Below are 14,334 nucleotides of genomic sequence, written 5' to 3'. Positions count from 1 at the left end.
GGAGAGATCCTCATGTCGCTTTCACTGCCCTCTTCTACCGCTGACGCCAGCGGCCTGTCGCGCAGCACGCAGTTCCTGCTGGCGAGCGGCGCCGGGTTGAGCGTGGCTTCTATCTATTACAGCCAGCCGATGCTCGGCGCGGTGGGCGGCAGCTTTCATGCCAGCATCGCCGATACCGGCCTGGTGCCGACGCTGACCCAGCTCGGCTATGCGCTCGGCATTCTGTTTCTGACGCCGCTTGGCGACCGCTACGATCGTCGCCATATCATTCTGCTGAAGGGGCTGCTGCTGGCGCTGACTCTGCTGTTTTGCAGCCTGAGCGGCACCTTCAGCATGTTGCTGCTAACCAGCCTGGCGATGGGGCTGGCGGCCACCGTGGCGCAGGATATTATTCCGGCGGCGGCAACGCTTGCCAGCGAACAGCAGCGCGGTAGAACCGTCGGTACGGTAATGACCGGCCTGCTGGCGGGAATTCTGCTGTCACGGGTGATCAGCGGCGCGGTTGCCGACTGGTTTGGCTGGCGTAGCGTCTATAGTGCCGCCGCCCTCGGCGTGCTGATAATCACCCTCGCCATCTGGCAGGCGCTGCCGCGCTTTACGCCTGGTTCACGCCTCTCTTACCTGGCGCTGCTGCGTTCGCTGGGGCAGCTCTGGCTGCGTCACGCTCCGCTGCGCCGTGCGGCGCTGGCGCAGGGTCTGCTGTCGGTGGCCTTTAGCGCCTTCTGGTCAACGCTGGCGCTGATGCTGGCGGAGCGTTATCACCTCGGCAGCGCCAGCGCGGGCGCCTTTGGCCTGGCGGGCGCGGCGGGCGCGCTGGCGGCGCCGATTGCCGGGGCGATTGCCGATCGCCGCGGCCCAAACCAGGTAACACGCATCGGCGCGGCGCTGGTCACGCTCTCCTTTGCCCTGATGTTTGTTATGCCGCTGCTGTCACCGCCGGCGCAGATGGCGGTAATTGTTATCTCCGCTATCGGTTTCGATCTGGGTCTGCAGGCGACGCTGATTGCTCACCAGACGCTGATCTACAGCCTGGATCCGGCAGCGCGCAGCCGCCTGAACGCGGTGATGTTTACCGTGGTATTTATCGGTATGGCGAGCGGCGCGGCGCTGGGCAGCCATGCGCTGGCGCTGGCGGGCTGGAACGGCGTAGTCGCGCTGGCAACGCTGGCGGCGGCAGGCGGCCTTGCGATTCGCCTGAACAGCCGTTAATTCCGCTTTCTGCCGCTACTTTTATCAGTAGCGGCATACAGTCGCTCTTCCCTTTTCCCCCGCAGCGCCCGGTAAGGCGGCCACAACGATCGGCGCCGCTCTCAGCCAGACGGCTGATGTAACATGAAAGTTTCTCCTGTTAGCTGTTTTGCTGAACAGAAAGAGCGGGGTTATTTGCTCGTTAACCGCAGGTTATGCGAGGATGCAGCACTACGCTTCACCATCCTTCCGGAGAGAATAGAACAATGGCAATCGAATATGCGGTAATTGCGGGCGGCTGCTTCTGGTGCACCGAAGCGGTATTTAAAGATCTTATCGGCGTGGTATCCGTAGAAAGCGGCTATACCGGCGGCGCGCGCCCTGACCCCAGCTATGAGCAGGTATGCAGCGGCGCTACCGGACATGCCGAAGCGATCCGCATCGGCTTCGATCCGCAGCAGATTAGCTATGGCGATCTGCTGGATATCAGCTTTGCGACCCACGATCCCACCCAGCTTAACCGTCAGGGCAACGATATCGGCACCCAGTACCGCTCGGCGATTTTTCCGGCTAACGCGGAACAGGAAGCTGAGGCTAAAGCGGCTATCGCCCGCGCGCAGCAGGATCACAGCGATCCTATCGTCACCACTATCGAACCGCTGAAAGAGTTTTATCCGGCGGAAGCTTACCATCAGGATTACTGGGAAGGCGCCGGTCAGCGTAACGGCTATTGCCTGGCGGTGATTCCGCCCAAGCTGCAGAAGCTGCGCAAAAGCTTCGCTAATCGCGTGAAGTCATCTTCCTGAATCTTCTGCCTGTGACGGGCCATTGCTGCCGCGCTGGCGCTGATAAACGGCAGCGACGGCCCGCAGGGCAACGCGCCTCACAGCGGAGAAGGCGCGCGCCGGGCCGGCAGGATAGTTTTCTTTAGCGTTTTTGCATACGCGCCATTGCCGCCGCAAAGCTGACAAGCGGCAGTAGTGGCCCGCAGGGCAACGCGCCTCGCGCTATTGCCTGCGGCGTATCAGGGCTGCAGGCCCAGCGCATCGCGGATAGTAAAGAACAGGTCGGTTTGATCGGTCAGGCCAGCCACGTTGGCCGCATGCGGACCATAGGCAGCAATACGCAGCTGCGCGCCGGTATGCTCCTGTGATTCCCCTTCCGAGTTGCCGTAGCTGACGGTCATCACTGCGCCATCTTTGGTATTCAGCGCCTGCGTTAGCCCCGGCGCTTTAGTGCCGTTTTCCACAATCTGGCTGGAGTGCGCATGGTCAGCGGTGACGATAACCAGCGTGTTGCCATCCTTACGCGCAAAATCAAGCGCCTTCTGCACCGCTTCATCCAGATCGACCGTTTCGCCAATCTGACCGCACGGGTTAGCGGCATGATCCTGCTTATCAATGGAAGCGCCCTCAACCTGCAGGAAAAAGCCCTGCGGATTCTTGCTGAGCAAGGTAATCGCTTTATCGGTCATCTGCGCCAGCGTCGGCGTAGAGGCGGGACGTTCCGCGTTTATTTCGCAGGTAACGGCGGGCTTATCGAGGTTACCGTGATAGCTCGCTTTTGGTCCCTGCCAGCGCACCGGCATATTACCTGCGCTGAACAACCCCAGCAGCGGCTGTTGCTTATTCGCCTCGGTGACCGCTTGCAGGCCGTTGAGATCCTCAACCAGCCGGTAGCCGCGCGCCTGCGCCTGCTCGCGCAGGGTTTTCCCCTGATAATCGCCCGCCTTCGCCGTTTCGCTAAAGGTTTTGCCGCCGCCGCCCAGCGTGACATCGGCACGAGCGACAAGCAGCTGCTCGGCGATCGATCCCCTGCCGCCGTTTTCCAGCGCGTTGCTGGCGCAGAGTTCGCTGGTTTTTTCCGGCCCATAGCACTTCCGCGAGGTAACGTGCGAAATCTGCGCGGCAGGCGTGGCATCTTGCAGCTCGGCGGTGGAGACGTTGCCGGTCGCTTTACCGCCCGCCTTCGCCATCTCCAGCAGGGTCATATGATCTTTGCCGTTAACGTCAACGCCCAGCGCGCCGTTGTAGGTTTTTACCCCGGTAGACCAGGCGGTGGCCGAGGCCGCCGAATCGGTAACATAGCCCGGCTTATGCGTCTCTTTATCCAGGGAGTAATGGGTATACTGACCGGTTAGCGGCAGCGCATCGATACCTTTAAAAAAGCCGCCCGCTCCCAGCGCATAGTTGCGCGCCAGCGTGATCTCTGAATCGCCCATGCCGTCGCCAATCAGCAGAATGACGTTTTTCGCTGGCGCATTGCTGAGCGAGGCTTTCAGCGCTTCGGTCCGATCGCCGCTAAAGCGCCGTGCGCCGCCGAACTGGGTAATATCGCCCTGCGCCGCGCGCGTAATGGCAGACATCTCCGCCGCGGCGCTACCGCACACCAACGCCGCCAGCAACGAGACGGCAAATAAAGGCTGTTTTTTCATCCATTTAATCCTTGTTAATAACAGCATTAACGCTGTGTGAAGCAGTGTGCGACAGTGAGGTGATCTTTTTTTTACCGCTTAATGGCAGTTTTATGACCTTGTGCGGTGGCTTTAATGGTTAAGGCTTAACCGGGTGTTACAAATGAAGGAAATAGTGCTTGACCCTGTCAGGGCAACTCCCTATAGTAGCGCCCCGTTGCCACCCTGAGCGGTAGCAGCTGACAATGTGGTGAGGTGTCCGAGTGGCTGAAGGAGCACGCCTGGAAAGTGTGTATACGGCAACGTATCGGGGGTTCGAATCCCCCCCTCACCGCCATTATTCAACGAGAAAGCCTGAGCGAAAGTTCAGGCTTTTTTGTTTGCATAGCGCACCGGCCAGGGGGGTGATGAGAACCCCCGCCGGGTTCGACAACCGCGCAGCGGTTGGACAGCCGCAGGCTGCCCGCAGGGCGAGCGCAGCGAGTCAATCCCCCCCCTCACCGCCATTTTTCAACGAGAAAGCCTGAGCGAAAGTTCAGGCTTTTTTGTTTGCATAGCGCACCGGCCAGGGGGGTGATGAGAACCCCCGCCGGGTCCGACAACCGCGCAGCGGTTGGACAGCCGCAGGCTGCCCGCAGGGCGAGCGCAGCGAGTCAATCCCCCCCTCACCGCCATTATTCAACGAGAAAGCCTGAGCGAAAGTTCAGGCTTTTTTGTTTGCATTGACTCGTCCTGATACGGGAAAAACCTGTGGCTTATCGTGTTATTGGTTTCACCGCCACCGGGAGCAGCAAACACGATGCCCATCGTGCCAGAGTCTGACGGGCTAACTCACCTAATGCCTGATAAAAAGGATGGTCGGCATTCTCAACAAAAATATCGAGGAAACGGAATGACCACGGGAAAAGATGCCAGGCCAGCAACTGTTCGCATTCACCGTATCGCCCCGTCTCCGATAGCCATGCCGCCATCAACAACAATGCTCCAAAGTGATCTTCTGGTTCGTTCTGCTGAATTTCGAAGCGAATGCCGTTGTCATACATCCACTGACGTAGGGCCAGCGTAGATTCCCCAAACAGGACGTTTTCTCGATCCAACCAAACAGAACCCCATGGCGGCGCCGGCAAGGCATAGGGGCCAACAAATAAACGCTGAAAGGCCTCTGTCAGAGATTTATCACTGCCGCTCTTAAATCCTGCTGCCAGTGGTGACAACACGGCTGGCGGAAGCGGCCATTGCGTTTGCCAGCCATCCGTCGATAATGCTGAAACCAGCGGTGCGGCTTCCGCGCTGTCCGGCGCGTAATAGAACAGCGCTCCAAGTACGCGTGCCGTCATGGAAAAATCATCACTGGGGTTAAACTCTGTCATAGAAATTGTCCTGAAAGGTACGGGTTTCCCCGTACCGATTTGTTAACCAGCCACTGCCATACCGACGGTCATATGCAGGCCATAAAACAGGCCGCGCCCCATTATTTCGCCGCCAAGCACCAAAAGCAGGCCCAACAGTAAGCCGGTGACATGCGGCTCTTTACGACGCACCAGCGGGCAGATCCAGCAGCCCAGCCCGGCGGCAAGCAGCACCACACGCCATACCTGCAGGGAGGCGTAATCCGGCACCAGCGCAGAGGCCTGCTGAACCGAACTGTGAATCGTCGCCAGCGACATACCCTGCAGGACAACGACCGCCACGCTGACCAGCAACGCCAGCACGCTGATACTGGCGAACATGGTTCCGCTAAAAGTGACGCCGGAAGCCCGTAGCAGTAACGCCGCGAACAGCGGACCGCTGAGCAACACCGTCATGAAGAACACCAGCGTCGTATAGCCAGTATGCCAGGTCGGCACGGTATCGATCAGGTAAACGCGGGTCATTGCCCAGACGAAGACGATTCCCAGCGCCATGCTAACCAGCAGCCAGATTTTCCCCAGTGCGAGCGGCATTTTACCCAGTACAGCGACCAGCCACCAGAATCCGCCTATGGCGAAAAAGAGTGAGCCTGCGGCGATTTCATTGCTTAGCGCGGATGCGCCAATGCGATTGAGCGAGTTGAATGCTCGCATCGGTGACCCCAGGTGCATGATTGACGCCAGGAATCCCAGTCCCATTACCATCCAGAGAAAAAACATGCTGCGAACCAGACGTTGCCGGGCGGCATCGTCTTTCATCGCAAACCAGCTAAGCCCACTCACAATCAGTGCGCCCACGACGCACTGGCCGAGTACCGTAAACAGCACCAGCGGCCATTCATGCCACCCATTTCCCATTTCAGACCTCCTTCGGATTTGCCAGATGACCGGTTGTATCCCCGGTCGGGCGGCTGTTGCTGTTCGGTTTGATGACAATGCACGGCTTCGTGAAATGTGCGCCGGGAAGCGGGGCAACCGCAGCCAGCCCACCGTGTTTTTTGCGAAGCTCGTCAATCGGGCCGAAGTCCAGCGCGCGCAGCGGGCAGGACTCCACGCAGACAGGTTTCTTACCCTCTGCCACGCGGTGGTAACAGCCATCGCATTTGGTCATGTGGCCTTTAACGGCGTTGTACTGCGGCGCGCCGTACGGACAGGCCATATGGCAATAGCGGCAGCCAATGCAGATCTCTTCATCCACCACCACAAAACCGTCTTCCCGTTTGTGCATCGCCCCGCTCGGACATACTTTGGTACAGGCCGGGTCTTCGCAGTGGTTGCAGGCAATGGACAGATAGTAAGCAAAAACGTTCTGATGCCAGACGCCGTTATCCTCCTGCCAGTCGCCGCCCGCGTATTCATAAATGCGGCGAAAGTTGACTTCCGGCGTCAAATCCTTGTAATCCTTGCAGGCCAGCTCGCAGGTTTTGCAACCGGTGCAACGGCTGGAATCAATAAAAAATCCATACTGAGTTGTCATCGTCTATTCCTCAGACCTTTTCAACCTGAACAAGGTTTGTATGTGACGGATTCCCTTTGGCAAGAGGAGAGGGTCGCTGGGTGGTCAGCACGTTAATACAGCCACCCTGGTCAATGCGCTGCGCGTCCGGGTCATACCATGCCCCTTCCCCCAGCGCCACCACGCCCGGCATCATTCTCGGCGTCACTTTCGCTTCGATATGCAGCTCGCCGCGACCGTTGAAAATACGCACCTTATCGCCGTTGTTAATCCCGCGCTGCTGCGCATCCAGCGGATTGATCCACACCTCCTGACGGCAGGCGGCCTTCAGGACATCGACGTTGCCGTAGGTGGAGTGAACGCGAGACTTATAGTGGAAGCCGGTCAGCTGCAGCGGATACTCTTTGATTAGCGGATCGTTGCGGCTTTCAAAGCCTGGGGTATAGATCGGCAGCGGGTCGATCACATCGCCTTCCGGCAGCTCCCAGGTGGCGGCGATTTCCGCCAGCGCCTGCGAGTAGATCTCTATTTTACCCGACGGCGTGGACAGCGGATTGGCCAGCGGATCTTCCCGGAACGCTTTATAGGCAACGTGATGCCCTTCCGGATCGCGCTTCTTAAAGATCCCCTGCTTGCGGAACTCTTCAAAGGTCGGCAGCTCAGGAATCGCTTCACGCGACTGCTGGTACAGATGGCGCATCCACTCTTCGTGCGTGCGCCCTTCGGTGAACTGCTGCTCCACGCCAAGGCGTTTTGCCAGATCGCTGGTCATCTGATAGATGGTCCGGCACTCGAAATAAGGCTTAATCGCCTGGTCGGTGAAGATCACATAGGACATATTCCCGCAGGAGGCGTCGAGCGCGAAGTCCATCTGCTCGGACGCCGTGCAGTCCGGCAGCAGAATATCGGCATACTTCGCCGAAGAGGTCATATGGCAGTCGATCACCACGATCAGCTCGCACTTCTTGTCGTCCTGCAGGATTTCATGGGTGCGGTTGATATCAGAGTGCTGGTTGATCAGGCAGTTGCCGGCATAGTTCCAGATCATCTTGATCGGCACATCCAGCTTATCCTTGCCGCGAACGCCGTCGCGCAGCGCGGTCATCTCCGGGCCGCGCACGATCGCATCGGTCCACATAAACATGGAGATGCTGGTTTCGACCGGGTTTTCCAGGGTCGGCATACGCACAAACGGCAGCTCGTAGGAGCCTTCGCGGGCGCCGGTGTTGCCGCCGTTAATCCCGACGTTACCGGTAAGGATCGCCAGCATTGAGATCGCGCGGGTGGCAATTTCACCGTTCGCATGGCGCTGCGGGCCCCAGCCCTGGCTGATGTAAACCGGTTTGGTGCTGCCGATTTCACGCGCCAGCTTGACGATGCGCTCGGCCGGAATACCGGTAATCTGCGCCGCCCATTCCGGGGTTTTGGCGATGCCGTCAGCGCCCTGGCCGAGGATATAAGCCTTATAGTGGCCGTTTTTCGGCGCGCTTGCCGGCAGGGTCTTTTCGTCATAGCCGATGCAGTATTTATCGAGGAACGGCTGATCGACCAGGTTTTCTTCGATCATCACCCAGGCCAGCGCGTTGACCAGCGCGGCATCCGTACCCGGACGGATCGGAATCCACTCATCTTCACGACCTGCGCCGGTATCGGTATAACGCGGATCGATAATAATCATGCGCGCGTTCGACTTCTCTCGCGCCTGCTCCAGATAGTATGTTACCCCACCGCCGCTCATGCGGGTTTCGCCGGGGTTATTGCCGAACAGCACCACCAGCTTACTGTTTTCAATATCGGAGGGGCTGTTGCCGTCCGCCCAGCCGCCGTAGGTATAGTTCAGACCTTCGGCGATCTGTGCGGAAGAGTAGTCCCCGTAGTGGTTCAGGTAGCCGCCGCAGCAGTTCATCAGGCGGGCGATCAGCGTATCGCCCGGCGGCCAGGAGCGCGTCATGGTGCCGCCCAGCGTGCCGGTGCCGTAGTTCAGATAGATGGATTCGTTGCCGTACTCTTTGATCAGGCGCTGCATGTTGCTGACGATGATGTCATAGGCTTCATCCCAGCCGATCGGCGCGAATTTCCCTTCACCGCGCTTGCCGACGCGCTTCATCGGCCGCTTAAGGCGGTCCGGATTGTAGACCCGGCGACGCATCGAGCGGCCGCGCAGACAGGCGCGAACCTGGTGCAGACCTTCATAGTCGTCGTCGCCGGTGTTATCGGTTTCTACATATTTGATAACATTATCTACCACGTGCATACGTAGCGGGCAGCGGCTGCCGCAGTTCACCGTGCAGGCGCTCCAGATGGTCGTTTCGCTTTTTGGGGAAAAGGTGTCAGATGCCCTGGCAATCTGCGTAAAAGGCAGGGTAAATGCGTTGCTGGCTATCGCCAGACCACTAAGCGCAGAGGTTTTCATTAAACGTCGCCGGCTGACTTCAGCCGTCAGCAAAACGTCAGAACTTTTTGTTTTCATAGATACTCGCTTTGATCGCTCACAGTTTCTTAGCTGTCGTTATGCATGTATTGATATAACGACTTTGATTCTTATTAGATTTTTTCTGTAACACGAAAGGAGTATTCGGTATTCAGGTGAGGAATTATTATTTGAGATCAATTAATTGTTGTATAAAAATCCTAAAACTTACGTTTTCACGCCATTCTTATAGCAGAGAAAAAATCAGATCGTTTTCAGTCGGACCGGTAAGTCTATGGTTCACTGTAATCATATTCCCTGACTTTAAACAGCGCCCGGGCGTGCCTCACTCCGGTCAGCAGCTCATTCCGGTTACTCACCATCATGTTCCATTGCGTTGTGATTTCTTCGAGACTTTTGGTCATGACATCCATTTCTTCTGCTGAGAAGAGCTTGGACATGTTCACCCCTTTATCGGCCACCTTATTATAGTCGCATGCGTTCTTTCGCAGGACAGCAATAAAGCTGTCCCCATTCATAAGCATTTCATCCAGCGCGGTAATTACCCCGGTTAACGCAGCCTTTTTATTGTCTGCCGGATAAATACCGTAGGTTTCCATTCTTTCTAACAGCGAATTAATGTCGCTCAGCCATTTTTTATGGGCTTTATGCAGGTTTGTTAACAAAACGAGCGCTGACTGTAATTTTTTATTGCCCTCTCTCGTGTGAGGCAAACTGTGGAGTTCTTTGCAGCAACACAGGGCACTGCTTATTGCGATCGTGTATCGGTTTTTATTACCGAGATGTATCACATTTTCATTAATGAGAGCTATTGCCAGACGATACCCTTCCTGAGCAAAAAATTCTGACAGGAATTGTCGTGCTGCGAGATAGGCCCTGACGGCAGCGTAAGCCATTACGATGTTTGCAAAGGCAATAATCCAGTTACTGACGTCGCTGGTTTTCGCCGTGCCGTTAAAGATGATCAGGAGCAGCAGTATGATGAGGAACAGAACGAATCCTGTCCGCAACCATTTATCTGTCCTGCTTTCCTTCTGCATGATCCGGTCCTCCTATAAATCCCCGTAGATACAGCGCAGTCTTTCAGGCGTCTGATGCAGGTTGCTGCCGTATTCCCTCAGATATTTAGCCAGCGTCTGGCTGGCCAGCCCGCCGCAGCTGCCCGGGAAATCCGTCAATAAGTCACGCCAGACGGGAGGTACCGGCTCTCCGGAGCGTTCACCGGCAGCCAGCTCCGGCGCCCGGCGGAAAGCCTTCACACGGGCTTCGGTTTCCGCTCTCATTTCTTCGCCTTCCCGTCAGCCCGCGCCAGCGTCAGCAGCTCGGCCTGCAGGGCGCGGTTTTCTTCCCGGGAGTCCTTCAGCTCCGCCTTCGTCTCCTTCAGCTGTGACGTCAGGTGTTCGCCGGTTGCCGTCAGGCGGGCCACCTGCTCGCGCAGCGGCAGCGCCTCATCCCGCAGCGCCCGGACGTCCAGCAGCAGGCGGTCACGTTCGGCCACCACCTCCCGCAGCACCGCCAGCTCGCTCTCCAGGGATGTCACTTTCGCCAGGGCCTCATCCCGCTCCCGGTCGGCCTGCGCGATATCCGCATCAGCCTGCTCGCGCGCCGCCAGGGTTTCGGCGCCTGCCTGCCTGACGGCCGCCTGCCACAGCAGTCCCAGCTGGCCGGTCAGCAGCTGCGCCAGCTCTGCCGGCAGGGGCGTGGTCTGCTCTGCGGCCTGCTCCCGCTGCCGGGCGCGGAACGCGCGCATGACCGGGGAGATGTGGGACAGCGAGCCGCCGCCGAGGTGCTGGCGGACCTGCTCGTTGGTCGGGTTCGGGTTGCCGCCGGCAATGAGGGCGGCTGCGGCGTTCTCAATGCGTCGGATGGTATCGTCGGAAAGCGTGCTCATGGGGTGCTCCGTTCAGAATGTCTGGTGCCATTTTACCCTGCGTGGATTATGTACACAATACAAGAAATACATTTGATACATACAATACATATAGTACAAATCATACATAGTGTGCATTTTATACATACAGTACGCACCCTACATACACAGCGTACTGATTTTCCCGTTCAGATCCGTTTTCTGGCATAACCGAAGCGTCAAACATGACAAAAATAAACCTGTTAACTGACCAGCTTTGCTTATATTCGCACGACATAAACCCACATTCTTGACAGGGAAAAAAATGGGGTGTAGCTTAATACTGTATATATATACAGTTATTTATTTAATTTGTTGTTTTAAATATAAAAAAGGAATTTTAATGTCTAAAGAACTTGGTGGATATGGGCCAACCGCCGGTGACTATATGGGCGGGACCGGTGGTAATCAGAACCAGCAGACCGGAAAAAACAGCAGCGTAAACTGGGGGGGCGGATCAGGAAACGGCAATAGTGGTGGCCAACGCGATACTACCAGCAGCAGTTCGCTAAGCCAGCAGATTTCAGCCATTCAGCGTGATCCGAAAATTAAACAGAAGTTGGTAGGTATTTTGCGTGCTGCAAGATTAATGAATCCCGCAGCGACAATGATCCTGGGGAGTATTTCTCCTTCAGGCATGATGGCAGTTACTATAGACGGAATTAACGCGGATCAGGCCAAAAAAGTTGGCCTGGTCGGTTTCATTATGGGGGTTGAAGCTCCTGGCCATATAGGGGCAGTTGGTGATATTGATACAGGCCATCCTCTTAATCAGTCAGGAGCAATTATTCCAGAAAGTAAAATAACCGTTGATGAGTTTGTTAATGGCTACACACCTGCCGGAGGATGGCAAGTAGTAGCTGATAATAGCTGGGCTGGTGCCGGTCCGGTTGACGCCGGGTTGGTTAATAATGCCATCAGGAGTGTTCAGGTTATTAGAAAAGGCCATAATATTATTAGGTACCGAACAGATCCGTTTCTACATCCTCCTGTCTTTCCCGAAAAGTTATTTTGCGTACACGCTCGTAAAAAAAAGCCGCCTGTTTATTACGCAATATTTTTTGTTAGCCTTGAATTCGTCCGGAGGGTATATCAAATATCTTTTATGATTTTTATGAAAGGGCGCTGGATTAATAGCAGGAGCCTGGCCTCCGGAAAAACTAAAAACTTTTCGCTGGTTCAGGGAGGAAAACTTGAATAAATCAGAGATGTTCAGTCTGGCTCATCACTTTGCCCGGGCATGCAAAGCCAAAAAAAATTATACGTTGTCTTTTTCGCGTGCGCTGAAAGTTTTATATGACAGAAAGAGTCGAAAAAACTGCGTGATACTTTTAAATCATGAATACTGATTTCGTTATATATCCGCGTTTCAGCTGACCGGGTGAGAAATCCGGCAGGGATAAAGATATCTTATCGGGAACAATCCCAAATATATGAGCGGCGAAGCCATTTTTATTAAACAGGATAATACTGTATGTTAATGATGCCCGGTGGGTTTAATCAAATTTTGTCTAAATATTATGTCGATAAAATTATTAGTATCCTGATGCTTGTTATTTACTGGTTAACTAACAAGTTTGATTTATAAATAATTATTTCAGATTTTCATTAAATCATTCAGGCCGCATTATGCGTCAGGAAAAATAATTTACGTCTGGCTGCCATTTATATGCTCATAAGCAGGGAAGGTGACTTTTTCACATGAAGACAGTTTATGAAAAAAAGAAACAGGAGGGGCAGATATGGAAAAACTATGAATAGCAACCGTAAGCGGTTTTGTGTTTTTTACTGAATATATAAGTGACTAATAATTTCTGAAATTTAAATAAGTAAGGATATATATTATGGCGAATGTTGCCTACTATGTAAATGGTATACCCTATACCTCTGATGGTGCTGTTATTATTACGATAACGCATGGCCCACTTAAACCTGCGTCTAATCCTTCGGTTTTCGTCAACTGGCCGGGGATGAATCCCGCACCACAAGGTGCAGGTGCGGTTGCTTATGATGCCAAAAAACTTCCCTTCCACGCATTATATTCCCTGCATGAAGGAAGAAAAAAAATTGACCAGATACTGGAGCAGGCGCAAAAAGACTGCCCGAAGGAGGCCTCCAGGCTCAGGGATGAAGCTAATGCACTGATTAGTGAACTGAAAAGTAACGGGATGTTTTCCAATCCTGCACTCAGTTTTCTCATCAATGATTTACAGGATGCAGTGAATTCCCTGAAAATTAATATAGACCTGATGAATACATCGCAGCAGGCAGTAGTCAGCAAGCATGCAGATACTGAAAATACATTCCTGAATTTCATGACAAAAAATAAGTTAAAAAACTTTATTGGTAAGCCTTACGATATGATTGACTTAGCAATTTCAACTACAGGTCCTTTTCTTATTAAACAATGGGAAAAAGAAGTTACGCCAAAGTTCAGTGCAGAAATCCAGGAAAAGAACCGGCTGGTTAATTATCTTGACCGCGTAAAAATTGCGTGGAACGACGTTATGTTAAAGAAAAAAAAGGTTGAGGACACAAAGAAAAAAGAAGAGGAAAAGAAAAAAGAGCAGGCAGCTGTCCAGGCCGCCATGAAAACCACAGCTAACTTCTATAAAGAGCTGACGGAAAAATTCGGTGACCAGTATGCAGATGCTGCCAGAGAGCTGGCAGAATCTGCAAAAGGAAAAAAATTAAAAAATGCTGAGGAGGCTCTGAAGGCATTTAATAAATACAATAATGAACTGAATAAAAAATTCGGCGCCAAAGATCGGGAGGCGATTACCAAAACCCTGAGGGCCCTGGATCGTAACCAGATAGCCAGTAATCTGAAAAATTTCAGTAAAGCATTCGGCTACACGGGTAAGGCGATTGATTTTTATGATATTTTCATTGTTGAACTCCCGAAAGCTGTTGAATCGCAAAATTTCCGGCCTTTTTTGGTCAAGATGGAAACCTATGGAGCCGGAATGGCCGCAACGGCATTAACCGCATTCAGTTACAGTATTATGCTGGGTACGCCGTTAGGTATATTTGGGTATGCCTTAATGATGACGCTGGTCAGCGTTCTTGTTGATGAAAAACTGATGGAAAAAATTAACAAAGCCGTTGGGATCTAAAAATATATGCAAGGCTGTCAGACAGCCTTGCGTTTTCTTCTGAGGCCGGTTATCAGATATATCAGACCAACCGGCAGAGCAATGACAAAGCACAACATGTAATACAGTACACAGATGGGGTTTTTGCCAACAGTGTCGACAAATAACCCCCTGTGCCAGAACTCCCGGCTGGTGAATTGCAGTGCCAGTTTCTCAAGGCCGGATTTGCTGAAGGGATAAAGTATCAGGCTGAGGACGGCGATGATTACACACAGTTCTGTGCTTAAATTAAAGCGCTCATGGAACCGGAACACGTAGTAAAGAGAAAGCAAAAAACAGGGTATGCCCCATAACTGACTTTTCCAGTAAACGCTTTTTGTCATGGCAGTTTCCTCGCCTCTTATTCCACAGTATCTCCGGAATTTATCACAGA

The 14,334-nt window shown here is 53.9% G+C and carries 13 protein-coding genes and 1 tRNA gene; 5 read left to right on the top strand and 9 right to left on the bottom strand.

Annotated features, from left to right (window positions below; translation table 11 throughout):
* Positions 1-12: 12 nt before the first annotated feature.
* Together FKM52_RS05860 and msrA are read left to right on the top strand one after the other, a co-directional pair.
* Positions 13-1,209, top strand: a complete 1,197-nt coding sequence (locus FKM52_RS05860) for an MFS transporter (protein ID WP_141175272.1) — start codon at positions 13-15, stop codon at positions 1,207-1,209.
* 245 nt (positions 1,210-1,454) lie between these two features.
* Positions 1,455-1,994 carry a peptide-methionine (S)-S-oxide reductase MsrA gene (msrA, locus tag FKM52_RS05855; protein ID WP_141175271.1) on the top strand — a complete coding sequence of 180 codons (540 nt, stop codon included), beginning with the start codon at positions 1,455-1,457 and terminating at the stop codon, positions 1,992-1,994.
* Positions 1,995-2,212: 218 nt separating this feature from the next.
* On the opposite strand, the gene phoA is transcribed toward msrA, so the two are convergent.
* Positions 2,213-3,622 (bottom strand): alkaline phosphatase, encoded by a 1,410-nt coding sequence (gene phoA / locus FKM52_RS05850; RefSeq protein ID WP_141175270.1) that lies wholly within the window; start codon positions 3,620-3,622, stop codon positions 2,213-2,215.
* A 228-nt stretch (positions 3,623-3,850) separates the two neighbouring features.
* On the opposite strand from phoA, the gene FKM52_RS05845 reads away from it, so the two are divergent.
* Positions 3,851-3,938 (top strand) — tRNA-Ser (locus FKM52_RS05845).
* A gap of 418 nt (positions 3,939-4,356) precedes the next feature.
* Here FKM52_RS05845 and dmsD read toward each other — a convergent pair.
* From dmsD to FKM52_RS05810, 7 genes are all read right to left on the bottom strand, one after another.
* On the bottom strand, positions 4,357-4,971 hold the full coding sequence (dmsD, locus tag FKM52_RS05840) for a Tat proofreading chaperone DmsD (RefSeq protein ID WP_141175269.1): 615 nt from the start codon (positions 4,969-4,971) through the stop codon (positions 4,357-4,359).
* Positions 4,972-5,013: 42 nt separating this feature from the next.
* Positions 5,014-5,868: a dimethyl sulfoxide reductase anchor subunit family protein gene (locus FKM52_RS05835; protein WP_141175268.1), complete on the bottom strand. Its 855-nt coding sequence runs from the start codon at positions 5,866-5,868 to the stop codon at positions 5,014-5,016.
* Position 5,869: 1 nt separating this feature from the next.
* Positions 5,870-6,487 (bottom strand): DMSO/selenate family reductase complex B subunit, encoded by a 618-nt coding sequence (locus tag FKM52_RS05830; RefSeq protein WP_141175267.1) that lies wholly within the window; start codon positions 6,485-6,487, stop codon positions 5,870-5,872.
* 10 nt (positions 6,488-6,497) lie between these two features.
* A complete protein-coding gene (gene dmsA, locus FKM52_RS05825) occupies positions 6,498-8,936 on the bottom strand; it encodes a dimethylsulfoxide reductase subunit A (protein WP_141175266.1) in 2,439 nt (812 codons plus the stop codon).
* Between the two features lie 233 nt (positions 8,937-9,169).
* Positions 9,170-9,937, bottom strand: a complete 768-nt coding sequence (locus FKM52_RS05820) for a hypothetical protein (protein ID WP_141175265.1) — start codon at positions 9,935-9,937, stop codon at positions 9,170-9,172.
* A gap of 12 nt (positions 9,938-9,949) precedes the next feature.
* Entirely contained in the window at positions 9,950-10,180 is a 231-nt protein-coding gene (locus tag FKM52_RS05815) for a hypothetical protein (RefSeq protein WP_141175264.1), read from the bottom strand.
* The gene (locus FKM52_RS05810; RefSeq protein WP_141175263.1) at positions 10,177-10,788 is read right to left on the bottom strand and encodes a DNA-binding protein; all 612 of its coding nucleotides are present in this window, start codon (positions 10,786-10,788) and stop codon (positions 10,177-10,179) included. The genes FKM52_RS05815 and FKM52_RS05810 overlap by 4 nt, the downstream gene beginning before the upstream one ends.
* A 361-nt stretch (positions 10,789-11,149) precedes the next feature.
* Here FKM52_RS05810 and FKM52_RS05805 point away from each other — a divergent pair, with 361 nt between their 5' ends.
* A complete protein-coding gene (locus tag FKM52_RS05805) occupies positions 11,150-12,007 on the top strand; it encodes a hypothetical protein (protein WP_141175262.1) in 858 nt (285 codons plus the stop codon).
* Positions 12,008-12,650: 643 nt separating this feature from the next.
* On the top strand, positions 12,651-13,922 hold the full coding sequence (locus tag FKM52_RS21905; RefSeq protein ID WP_141175261.1) for a colicin-like pore-forming protein: 1,272 nt from the start codon (positions 12,651-12,653) through the stop codon (positions 13,920-13,922).
* A gap of 17 nt (positions 13,923-13,939) precedes the next feature.
* On the opposite strand, the gene FKM52_RS05795 is transcribed toward FKM52_RS21905, so the two are convergent.
* A complete protein-coding gene (locus FKM52_RS05795; RefSeq protein ID WP_141175260.1) occupies positions 13,940-14,284 on the bottom strand; it encodes a colicin E1 family microcin immunity protein in 345 nt (114 codons plus the stop codon).
* Positions 14,285-14,334: the final 50 nt, after the last annotated feature.

The organism is Mixta tenebrionis (genome assembly GCF_006517625.1).
GTDB classification, from domain to species: domain Bacteria; phylum Pseudomonadota; class Gammaproteobacteria; order Enterobacterales; family Enterobacteriaceae; genus Mixta; species Mixta tenebrionis.
The sequence above is the reverse complement of the archived record's forward strand: the minus strand, read 5'-3'. Positions and strand labels throughout refer to the sequence as shown.

Excerpts from the sequence above, each read along its gene's own strand:
- msrA (WP_141175271.1), top strand. The coding sequence starts at position 1,455 with ATGGCAATCGAATATGCGGTAATTGCGGGCGGCTGCTTCTGGTGCACC.
- FKM52_RS05835 (WP_141175268.1), bottom strand. The coding sequence starts at position 5,868 with ATGGGAAATGGGTGGCATGAATGGCCGCTGGTGCTGTTTACGGTACTC.
- dmsA (WP_141175266.1), bottom strand. The coding sequence starts at position 8,936 with ATGAAAACAAAAAGTTCTGACGTTTTGCTGACGGCTGAAGTCAGCCGG.
- FKM52_RS05795 (WP_141175260.1), bottom strand. The coding sequence starts at position 14,284 with ATGACAAAAAGCGTTTACTGGAAAAGTCAGTTATGGGGCATACCCTGT.
- FKM52_RS05820 (WP_141175265.1), bottom strand. The coding sequence starts at position 9,937 with ATGCAGAAGGAAAGCAGGACAGATAAATGGTTGCGGACAGGATTCGTT.
- FKM52_RS05815 (WP_141175264.1), bottom strand. The coding sequence starts at position 10,180 with ATGAGAGCGGAAACCGAAGCCCGTGTGAAGGCTTTCCGCCGGGCGCCG.
- FKM52_RS05805 (WP_141175262.1), top strand. The coding sequence starts at position 11,150 with ATGTCTAAAGAACTTGGTGGATATGGGCCAACCGCCGGTGACTATATG.
- FKM52_RS21905 (WP_141175261.1), top strand. The coding sequence starts at position 12,651 with ATGGCGAATGTTGCCTACTATGTAAATGGTATACCCTATACCTCTGAT.
- phoA (WP_141175270.1), bottom strand. The coding sequence starts at position 3,622 with ATGAAAAAACAGCCTTTATTTGCCGTCTCGTTGCTGGCGGCGTTGGTG.
- dmsD (WP_141175269.1), bottom strand. The coding sequence starts at position 4,971 with ATGACAGAGTTTAACCCCAGTGATGATTTTTCCATGACGGCACGCGTA.
- FKM52_RS05810 (WP_141175263.1), bottom strand. The coding sequence starts at position 10,788 with ATGAGCACGCTTTCCGACGATACCATCCGACGCATTGAGAACGCCGCA.
- FKM52_RS05860 (WP_141175272.1), top strand. The coding sequence starts at position 13 with ATGTCGCTTTCACTGCCCTCTTCTACCGCTGACGCCAGCGGCCTGTCG.
- FKM52_RS05830 (WP_141175267.1), bottom strand. The coding sequence starts at position 6,487 with ATGACAACTCAGTATGGATTTTTTATTGATTCCAGCCGTTGCACCGGT.